We start from the raw sequence: 8,761 nt of genomic DNA on the forward strand, positions 1-8,761 counted from the left end.
GGCCCCGTACGGGGCCCCTGTGGCGGGCGGCTTCGAGGAGCTGCTCGACCGGTGCGAGGCGGTGGCGTTCGCCGTGCCGCCCGCCGTGCAGGCCGAGCTGGCGCCCCTGGCCGCCAGGCGCGGCAAGGCGCTGCTGCTGGAGAAGCCGCTCGGCCCGGACCTGGACGCGGCCCGGCGCGTGGCGGACGCCGTGGCGGAGGCGGGCGTGGTGTCGCAGCTGGTCCTCACCAAGCGGTACCACCCGGTGACCCGGGCGTTCCTCGCCGCCGCGCGGGACGCCGAGGTGTCCGGCGCCCGCTCCTGCTATCTCCACGGCGCCTTCCTGGGCGGGGAGTTCGCGACCGGCTGGCGGCTGGAGCAGGGCGCGCTGCTGGACCTGGGCCCGCATCTGCTGGACCTGCTGGACGCGGCGGTCGGGCCAGTCAAGGCGATCCGCGGTACCGGAGACTCCCGCACCTGGCTGGAGCTGACCTGCGAGCACGAGAACGGCGCGGTCAGTCAGGCGTCGCTGTCCGGAGCGGTGAACGTGCCCCGGGCCGTCACCCGCGTCGAACTGTTCGGCGCCGGGGCGCCCTTGGTGTACGACACGGGGGGAATCGACCACGAGGAGTGCTGGCCGGTGCTGCGCCGGGAGTTCGCCACGGCGGTGCGCACCGGCGTCGCGACCGCCCCGGACGCGGCACGCGGGCTGTACCTCCAGGAGCTCATCGCGCGCGTGGCGTGACGCGCGGCCGCCGTCGCGCACGGCGCAGGGGGCGCGCCCGCCGGGCGGGCGCGCCCCCTGTCGTGTCGTGCCGTCGGCTCAGGACGCCGCGCGCTTCGGCAGGCGCCAGCCGGGCCGCGGGAAGTGGCAGGTGTAGCCGTCCGGGTAGCGCTGGAGGTAGTCCTGGTGCTCCGGCTCGGCCTCCCAGAACGGTCCGGCCGGGGTCACCTCGGTGACCACCTTGCCCGGCCACAGCCCGGAGGCGTCGACGTCGGCGATGGTCTCCTCGGCGACGCGCTTCTGCTCGTCGTCGTAGTAGAAGATCGCGGAGCGGTAGCTCATGCCGATGTCGTTGCCCTGGCGGTTCTTCGTGGACGGGTCGTGGATCTGGAAGAAGTACTCCAGGATCGTCCGGTAGTCGGTGACCGCGGGGTCGTAGGTGATCTCGATGGACTCGGCGTGGGTGCCGTGGTTGCGGTAGGTCGCGTGGGGGACGTCGCCGCCGCTGTAGCCCACCCGGGTGCTCAGCACGCCCGGCAGCGTGCGGATCAGCTCCTGCATGCCCCAGAAGCATCCGCCCGCGAGCAGCGCCTTCTCCTCGGTCCTTGTCATCGTGTCGCCCTTCTCCCAGGTGTGCTGCGGCGTTCCTCAGTGAGAACCGTGCCGGGACCTGCATTGTTCCGGCCGCGACCGGTGCGCCGGACACCGGGTCGGGGGTTCTTCCGGGGAGCGCCGGACGGCGTCAGCTCCCCGGGCCCGAGGAACACTCCAGGTCCTTCAGGCGGACCGTGTCGGCCATCGCCCGCATGCCCTCGTCGGTGAAGTGGAGGTGGTCGCCGTTGTCGTAGGCGGGCCGGATGCTCTCGGGGTCGTCGGGGCTGCGCACCGCGCGGTCGAAGTCGGCCACGGCGTCGAACAGCCCGCCGGTGCGGATGAACGCGTTGACCTCCTGGCGTACCGCCTCGGCCTCCGGGTCCCACTCGGACCAGCCCTTGAACGGGGCGATCGTTGCGGCGACCACGCACTGGCCCGCCGCGTGGACGCGGGCGGTGAGCTCGCGGTAGCCGTCGATCAGGTCCTCGGCCGTGACGCCGGTGTGCGCCTTGAGGTCGTTGACGCCCTCGAACAGCAGGACCGTGCGCACGCCGGGGTGGGACAGCACGTCGCGGTCGAGGCGGTTCAGGGCGCTCGGCGAGGCGCCGTCGGCGAGCACCTTGTTGGCGGAGATGCCGGCGTTGGCGACGCCCCGGACGGTCGTGGCGAGGGAGTGCTGGAGGCGGCGGGCCAGGTAGTCGGGCCAGCGGCGGTTGAGGTCCGTGGTGGACTCCCAGCCGTCGGTGATGGAGTCGCCGAGCGCCACCACCGCGCCGGTGCGGGCGGGGGTGCGGACGGTGACGGCGTCCAGGTAGAACCAGGACGTGATCGTCCGCGTCCAGGGGGCGGCGGACTCGTCGGCGGTGTGGTCGCCCTGCGTGAGGTACGAGGTCTGCATGGCCAGCCGGTGTCCGGTGGCGGGGCCGCCCGCGTCGGGGCTGTGCAGGCTGACGACCAGGTCGGCTCCGGCGCGGACCCGGCCGGGGAGCGGGTCGCTGAGGACGAGGCCGCCGGGCGGGATCGTCACGGAGGTGCGCCCGTCGAAGGTGAGCCGGCGGTTGCTGCCGGGGACCAGAGTGGCGCCCTCCCGCTGGAGTCCGGCGTACACGCTGTCGAAGGTCAGCGGCCGGTCGCCGAAGGCGTTCGAGAGCCGGACCCGCATCCGGTCGCCGCCGGCGCTGGTGTGCACCACCAGCCGGTAGGCGCGGTCGGGCACGCCGGTGCCCAGCCGGAAGGCGCTGGTGGCCCAGGTGACCACGTCGTGCCGGGGCGGCGGTGCGGTACCGGCCGCCGAGGGGACGGGGCCGAGGAGAGCGGCGAGCAGGGCCAGGACGGACAGCCCGCGCAGCCGGGTCCCCTTCAGGGGCAGTCTTCGAGGGTGGAGCGTCGTGGTGTTCAGCGTCGCCTCCGACGTGACCCGTGGTGATGTCGTGACCCATAGTGAGGTTAGCGGTCCACGCCCACCCCGGCACCGTCTGGGGCACACCTTCATCGGCCGTTCATCTGCCGGTACCGCCGTGCGACGAAGGACGGGCCGGAGCGTGGCGAGGGCGTCGCGATGGTCAAGATCCGGGCGGGTCACGGAGTGTGCGGGGGATGCGTCTATCGTGAGGCACCATGCCGCTCATCTCCCGCTCCCCGGCCACCGGGGTCTGGCTGCTGACCACCCCGCGCACCTCGTACGCGCTGCGGATCGACGACACCGGGGCGCCCTGTCATGTGGCGTGGGGACCCCGTCTCACCCCGGCGGAGGCGGACTCGCTCGCGGGGCCCTTCGAGGAGCCGGTGAGCAGCTTCGAGGGGCGGCCGGCCGTGGGCGAGGAGCTGCCGGTGGACGGCGGCACCCGCTACGGGCCGCCCTCGCTCCAGGTGCGGTACGCGGACGGCACCCGCGCCTTCGAGTGGGAGCCGGTGGGTCACCGGGTGGACGACTCCGTACCCGGCGTCGCGGAGCTGGTCCTGGAGTTCCGGGACCGGGTGTTCCCGCTGTCGGTCGCGCTGCACTACCGGGTCCGCGCGGACACGGACGTGATCGAGCGCTGGACGGTGCTGCGCAACGACGGCGGCCGGCACGTGGACCTGCTGCGCGCCGACTCCGCCGCGTGGACGCTGCCGCCGCTGGCCGACTACCGGCTGAGCCATGTCACGGGCCAGTGGTCGGCGGAGACGCGGCTGCGCCGTGAGCGGCTGCCGCACGGGGAGACCGTGCTGACCAGCCGGCGCGGCATCACCAGCCACCACGCCAACCCCTGGGCGATGCTCGACGACGGCACCGCCGACGAGGACCGGGGCCGGGTGTGGTCCACGGCGCTGGCGTGGAGCGGCAGTTGGCGGATCACGGTGCAGCGCACGCCGGACGGGCGGGCGGGGCTGACCGGCGGTGTGGGCCACGAGGGCACGTGCGTGCCGCTCGGGCCGGGCGAGGAGTTCACCACGCCCGTGTCGGCGGGGCTGTTCACCGACGGCGGTTTCGGCGCGGCGAGCCGGGCGTGGCACGGCTACGTCCGCGCTCATGTGCTGCGGCACGCCGGCGAGACGGCCCCGGTGCTCTACAACTCCTGGGAGGCCACCGGCTTCGACGTGACCGAGGCGGGCCAGCTCGCGCTCGCCGAGCGCGCTGCCCGGCTCGGGGTGGAGCTGTACGTGGTGGACGACGGCTGGTTCGGCGCGCGGCGCAGCGACCGGGCGGGCCTGGGCGACTGGACCCCGGCCCCGGACCGCTTCCCGCGGGGTCTGCGACCGCTGTCGGACGCCGTGCACCGGCTCGGCATGCGGTTCGGCGTCTGGGTTGAGCCCGAGATGGTCAACCCGGACAGCGACCTGTACCGGGAGCACCCGGACTGGGTGCTGCACCTGCCGGGCCGCCGGCGCACCGAGCTGCGCAACCAGCTCGTGCTGAACTTCGCCCGGCGGGACGTCGCCGACTGGGCCTTCGCCTGGCTCACCCGGCTGGTCGCCGAGCACCGTGTGGACTTCCTCAAGTGGGACATGAACCGAGTCTTCGGCGAGTCCGGCCGGCCGGGGCCGGAGGACGGCGGCGACCGGGTGTGGACGCGCTACGTGCACCATCTGTACGGCGTGCTTGACCGGCTGCGGGAGGCGCACCCGGAGCTGCGGATCGAGACGTGCAGCGGGGGCGGCGGCCGGGTGGACCTGGGCATCCTGGCCCGCACCGACCAGGCGTGGACGTCCGACAACACCGACGCCGTGGACCGGCTGGGCATCCAGCGGGGCTTCTCCCAGGTGTATCCGGCGCGGGTGATGTCCGCGTGGGTGACCGACGTGCCCAACCAGCTCACCCGGCTGACCGTGCCGCTGCGCTTCCGGTTCCATGTGGCGATGGCCGGGCTGCTCGGTGTCGGCGGCGACCTCACCCGCTGGAGCGAGGAGGAACTGGCCGAGGCCGCCGGGCTGGTGGCCCGCTACAAGGAGATCCGGCACCTGGTGCAGCACGGCGAGCAGTACCGGATCGGCGACCCGTACGGTGACGGCCCGTCGGCCGTGCAGTACGTGGCCGCCGACGGGAGTGAGGCGGTGGTGCTGGCCTTCGGCGCCAGTCCCCGGCACGGCACGCCGCGGGTGCCGCTCCGGCTGCGGGGCCTGCCGGCGGGCGCCCGCTTCCGGGACACGGAGACGGGCGCGGTGCACCACGCGACGGTGCTGACGGAGTACGGGCTGGACGTGCGTCTGCCGGGCGGCGACTGGGCGAGCTCCCTGCTCCACCTGCAGCGGGTGCCGGACGGGGACGCCGGGGACCGGGCGGGCAGCTGAGCGGAGGAGACGGAGGAAACGGAGGAAGGGTCAGGCGGAGAGGGCGATGCGCGCGGTGATGCTCTTGCCGCCCGCCTTCTGGCGTACGTGGAGGGCCTCGGCGACGGCCATGACGATCTCGAGGCCGTGCTGCCCCACACGGCCCGGGTCGGAGTTGAGGGGCCGGGGCGCCTCCGGGTTGGCGTCGTGGACGACCACCTCGACGGCGTCGCCGAAGACCCTGAGGTCCAGTCCGACGGGGCCCGGCGCGTACTTGCGGGCGTTGGTGACCAGCTCGCTGACCACGAGCTGGGTGATCTCCACGACGCGGTCCGGCACCGGCAGGCCGTCCTCCGTCCGGGCCCGGCCGAGGAACTCGGCCGCGAGGTGACGTGCCTGCGCTATCCACGCGCCCTCGGCGTCCAGGACGTAGGACGCCCTCAGCCGCGGTACGCCTGGCACCGTCTCCCCCTCTACAGGAACTGGTTCCATCCGGTCCGCCTTTACTCGATCACACCCGCGCGACTACCCGCATCGCTCCCCCGCACGCCCGAGAAGTGTGACAGCTACGTCCGACAGCTCAGTCGGCCAGGTGCCGCTCGAGCCAGTCACCTGCGGTGCGCCGGAACAGACGGCGGTTGTCCGCACGCCGGAAATCGTGGCCTTCGTCACGCAACAGGAGCAGCTGCGCCTCCAGTCCTCGTTCCCGCGCGGCCCGGACGAACTGCTCGGACTCGCCGGGCGGCACGTTGGTGTCGTGCTCGCCGTGCACGGCGAGCACCGGGGCGCGCAGGGCGTCGACCCGGCTCATGGGCGACAGGGCGCGCAGCAGGTCCCGGTCGTGTTCCGGATGGCCGTACTTGTGCGCGGCGGACTGCGCGATCCACGGCTCGGTCCCGGCGAAGAAGGTGGTCAGGTCCGACATGCCGCACACGGCCACGCCGGTGCGGAACAGGCCGGGGTGCCACACCAGGGACGCCATGGTGAGGTAGCCGCCGTAGGAACGGCCCATCACGGCCATCCGCCGCGGGTCGGCGAGCCCCTGCACGACGACGTGCGCCGCGCAGTCGGCGACGTCGTCGATGGCGGAGAAGCGTCCTGCGCCCAGGTCGGCGTCGGTGAAGCTGCGGCCGTGGCCGGAGGAGCCGCGGACGTCGGGGGCGAACACGTCCAGCCCGCGGCCGAGCAGTTCCAGGTAGAGGGGTTCGAGGACGGGACGTTCCTGTTCCTCGGGCCCGCCGTGCAGGTGCAGGACGCACGGCGCGGGTTCGCCGGGCGACCGGCCGGGCGCGCGGTAGTACCAGCCGCCGAGCTGGAGGCCGTCCCGGGCGACGGGCCGTACGGGCGTGGGCCGCACCGGAGTCGGTCCGGGCGGGAAGGCGTCCTCGTCGCGGGAGGACCAAGGGGTGCGCAGGGGCACGCCGTGCGGCAGCCACCACACGCCGGGGTGGCGCCGTGACCCGGACAGCGCGACCACGGGCGCGTCGGGGTCGGCGGTGGGCGCGATCCGGGTGACCACCTCGTGGGGCAGCTCGACGCGGCGCGCGTCGCCGGCCGAGGGCGGGGGCGCGGCGGCCGTGCCGTGGGGCGGGGCGGAGTCGAGCGCGAGCAGTTCCAGGTCGCTGACCCCGTGCCGGTTCCAGGCGAGCACGGCGCTGCGGGCGTCGTGGCCGAGGGCGAGGAGTTCGAGGCCGCAGTCCTCGCGTTCGGCGACGACGCGGGTGGAGTGCAGGTCGCCGCGCGGGCCGAGGTGGGCGGCGAGCAGGGCCGCGTACTCGCGTCCGGCGTCGCTGCGCAGCCAGAGCGTGCCCGCGGACGGGGAGAAGCCGCCGACCCAGGGGTCGCCGTCGGCGACCGGGAAGGCACAGGTGACGGCGGAGTCCTCGGTGCGGACGACGAGGGCCTCGCGGCGTCCGCGGGGGCCCCGGTACACCAGGGCGAGGCGGCCGTCGCGGCTGAGGTCGCACACCCGCTGGTTGGCCGCGCCGCGTTCGCTGAACAGCAGGACGGGCGCGGCGCTGCCCTCCGGGTCGACGAGATACGCGGACAGGGCCCGCTCCGCCGGCTCCCGGCCGGAGCCGGACCGGACGCCCCCGTCGGCGGGGCCGAGCCGTCCGCCGGCCGGGTCCAGCAGGACGGCGCGGCCGTCGCGGCCCGCCCACTGCGGGGCGTGTTCGGTGCCCGGCGGTCCGGGCGTCTCCGCGTGGTACCGGTCGGGCTGTCCGGGCGGGGCGGACTCGGTGACGGTCACCGCGATCGCGGATCCGTCGTGCTGCCAGCAGCCGAGCCGGGCGGAGGTGCCGGACTCGCCGCCGGCCAGCAGGTGCCGTCCGCTGCCGTCGGGGCGTACGCACAGCACCCGGGTCAGCTCGCCGCCTCCGGGCGCCGTGGTGTAGGCGATCCACCGGCCGTCCGGCGACCAGGACACCTCCGTGACGGGGTGCGGGTCGGCGTCGAGCCGGCGCACCTCGGCGCCGTCGACCGGGCCGGTCCACAGCTGCGGCACCCCGGCCCGGTCGCAGATGAAGGCGACGTGCCGGCCGCTGGGGTCGGCGGAGGGGTACCAGCAGCCGTGGACCGCCGGGGGCGGCAGGTCGTACGGCGCCGCCGCGTCGGCCAGGGGGGCGGACTCCGGGGCGTACAGCGCGCTGCCGGGGTTCCGGGTCGCCGTCATCGGATCCCGTGGGTCTGGAGCCAGGTCTCCAGCAGGGCGATCTGCCAGAGGGCGTTGGCGCCGCGGCGGGTGCGGTGGGCGTCGGGCGCGGCCAGCAGCCGCTCCACGTACTCCTCGCGGAAGACGCCGCGGGCGCGGGCCTCGGGCGCGGTCAGGGTGTCGCGGACCCGCTGGAGGACGGGCCCGGCCATGTGGCGGATCGCCGGGACCGGGAAGTAGCCCTTGGGCCGGTCGACGACCTCACGGGGCAGCACCCGGCGGCCGGCGGCCTTCAGAACGCCCTTGCCGCCGTCGGCGAGCTTCAGCTCGGGCGGGCAGGCGGCGGCCAGCTCCACCAGCTCGTGGTCGAGGAACGGCACCCGGGCCTCCAGGCCCCAGTCCATGGTCATGTTGTCGACCCGCTTGACCGGGTCGTCGACCATCATCACCAGCGTGTCCAGCCGCAGTTGCGCGTCGAGGGCGGTGTCGGCGCCGTCCTGCGCCATGTGCTCCGCGATGAACTCCGCCGAGGTGTCCCGGTCGGGCAGCATCTCGGGCCGCAGCACGTCCGCCATGTCGGCGTGGGAGCGGTCGGCGTAGGCGTCGACGTACGCCTCGGCGGCACGCTCGCGGGGCGCGCCCGCCATCGCCGGGTACCAGTCGTAGCCGGCGAACACCTCGTCGGCGCCCTGGCCGCTCTGCACGACCTTGACCTCCTTGGCGACCTGCTCGGACAGCAGGTGGAAGGCGACCACGTCGTGGCTCATCATGGGTTCGCTCATGGCGCGGACGGCTCCGTCGAGGGCGCCGGCGACCCGGTCGGAGGGCACCATCAGCTGGTGGTGGCGGGTGTCGAAGTGCCGGGCCACCAGGTCGGACCAGTGGAACTCGTCGCCGTCCTCGTCGCCCTCGGACTCGAAGCCGACGCTGAAGGTCGCCAGGTCCCGCTGCCCCTCGTCGGCCAGCAGCGCCACGATCAGGCTGGAGTCCAGGCCGCCGGAGAGCAGCACGCCCACCGGCACGTCGGCGACCATGCGGCGGCGCACCGCGGTGCGCAGGGC

General features: G+C 74.6%; 7 protein-coding genes. 2 read left to right on the forward strand and 5 right to left on the reverse strand.

Annotated features, from left to right (window positions below):
* A partial coding sequence (locus tag CCN29_RS17505) for a Gfo/Idh/MocA family protein (protein ID WP_086682989.1) occupies positions 1-724 on the forward strand: 724 nt, incomplete at its 5' end.
* Positions 725-802: 78 nt separating this feature from the next.
* On the opposite strand, the gene msrA is transcribed toward CCN29_RS17505, so the two are convergent.
* Together msrA and CCN29_RS17515 are read right to left on the reverse strand one after the other, a co-directional pair.
* Positions 803-1,315, reverse strand: coding sequence for a peptide-methionine (S)-S-oxide reductase MsrA (gene msrA / locus CCN29_RS17510; RefSeq protein WP_006135710.1), 513 nt, complete (start codon positions 1,313-1,315; stop codon positions 803-805).
* Positions 1,316-1,445: 130 nt separating this feature from the next.
* A complete protein-coding gene (locus CCN29_RS17515; protein WP_006135709.1) occupies positions 1,446-2,555 on the reverse strand; it encodes an SGNH/GDSL hydrolase family protein in 1,110 nt (369 codons plus the stop codon).
* 359 nt (positions 2,556-2,914) lie between these two features.
* Between CCN29_RS17515 and CCN29_RS17520 the strand changes: the two genes are divergently transcribed.
* Entirely contained in the window at positions 2,915-5,068 is a 2,154-nt protein-coding gene (locus CCN29_RS17520; RefSeq protein WP_086682986.1) for an alpha-galactosidase, read from the forward strand.
* 30 nt (positions 5,069-5,098) lie between these two features.
* Here the strand turns inward: CCN29_RS17520 and CCN29_RS17525 are convergent, their stop codons facing one another.
* The 3 genes from CCN29_RS17525 to CCN29_RS17535 all read right to left on the reverse strand — a co-directional run.
* A complete protein-coding gene (locus tag CCN29_RS17525; RefSeq protein ID WP_031065936.1) occupies positions 5,099-5,539 on the reverse strand; it encodes an ATP-binding protein in 441 nt (146 codons plus the stop codon).
* Positions 5,540-5,627: 88 nt separating this feature from the next.
* Positions 5,628-7,721, reverse strand: coding sequence for a prolyl oligopeptidase family serine peptidase (locus tag CCN29_RS17530; protein ID WP_006135706.1), 2,094 nt, complete (start codon positions 7,719-7,721; stop codon positions 5,628-5,630).
* On the reverse strand, positions 7,718-8,761 hold a 1,044-nt coding region (locus CCN29_RS17535; protein WP_442538402.1), incomplete at its 5' end, for an asparagine synthase-related protein. The genes CCN29_RS17530 and CCN29_RS17535, both read right to left, overlap by 4 nt.

Origin of the sequence: Streptomyces pseudogriseolus (genome assembly GCA_002154585.1) — a bacterium.
Classification (GTDB): Bacteria; Actinomycetota; Actinomycetes; order Streptomycetales; family Streptomycetaceae; genus Streptomyces; species Streptomyces pseudogriseolus.

Excerpts from the sequence above, each read along its gene's own strand:
- CCN29_RS17530 (WP_006135706.1), bottom strand. The coding sequence starts at position 7,721 with ATGACGGCGACCCGGAACCCCGGCAGCGCGCTGTACGCCCCGGAGTCC.
- CCN29_RS17525 (WP_031065936.1), bottom strand. The coding sequence starts at position 5,539 with ATGGAACCAGTTCCTGTAGAGGGGGAGACGGTGCCAGGCGTACCGCGG.
- CCN29_RS17520 (WP_086682986.1), top strand. The coding sequence starts at position 2,915 with ATGCCGCTCATCTCCCGCTCCCCGGCCACCGGGGTCTGGCTGCTGACC.
- msrA (WP_006135710.1), bottom strand. The coding sequence starts at position 1,315 with ATGACAAGGACCGAGGAGAAGGCGCTGCTCGCGGGCGGATGCTTCTGG.